Below are 826 nucleotides of genomic sequence, written 5' to 3'. Positions count from 1 at the left end.
AGTAATTCTGCGGCATTGTTAAAGGGATAAGGAATATCATCGATAGTGGGGCTGGCATGATCCTCATCGGGGTTGGTGGCATCTTCATCATTGATGACAAATCCGCCACCGATAGAGTAGTACGTCTGCTGATAGTGCGTGCCGTCCATCAAATGAGCACGCAAGGTAAGCGCGTTTGGATGATAGGGCAATACAGTGTCATCAAACCAGTGAATGTCGCGCTGTGCATCAAAACTGACAGTATGTACGCCTAGTAGATTAAGCTTTAGCTCATCTAAAATAGCAGAGAGATAATGGTCAGTGAGGCGCGTATCTATCGTGCTTGGCGTATGACCCAACAAGCCTAAGAGTATAGCAGTATCTGTCGCATGACCTTTGCCTGTTGCTGCAAGCGATCCGTATAGTTCGATCTCTACTGATTTGATGTCAGTAATGCTTGCCTGCTTGGATAGTGACGATAAAAATAAGTTAGCCGCAATCATTGGGCCGACGGTATGTGAGCTTGAAGGGCCAATACCTATTTTAAATAAATCAAATACGCTAATCATAAAGTTACCATGACTTAAGAAGGTGGAGTGAGTTCATACTTTTATGCAGCAAAATCTTTTATTTATACACTATTTCCGCTATGATGCTGAGCATCTTGCACTATGTAACATTCTGTAAACTTAACAGCTGTAAAATCTGCACAGTACTGCTTATTGTAAGTATCAAAACTGATGTCAGTTAAACACAACTCGTAGTACACGACCAGTGAAATTGGACTTTATTAACAAATAGTTTTTATCCTCAAAACCATTTGTTGTTGACGATTATTATAAAGCAG

1 protein-coding gene is annotated in these 826 nt (G+C 40.9%); it reads right to left on the bottom strand.

The features are described 5' to 3' along the window. Nucleotides 1-548, bottom strand: a 548-nt coding sequence (locus ACTXGO_RS15055; protein WP_443575089.1) for a serine dehydratase beta chain, incomplete at its 3' end; no start/stop codon positions are given. Between the last annotated feature and the right edge of the window lie 278 nt (nt 549-826).

It is taken from the genome of Psychrobacter sp. T6-1 (assembly GCF_052258445.1).
This window is presented reverse-complemented; position numbering and strand designations above follow the sequence as displayed.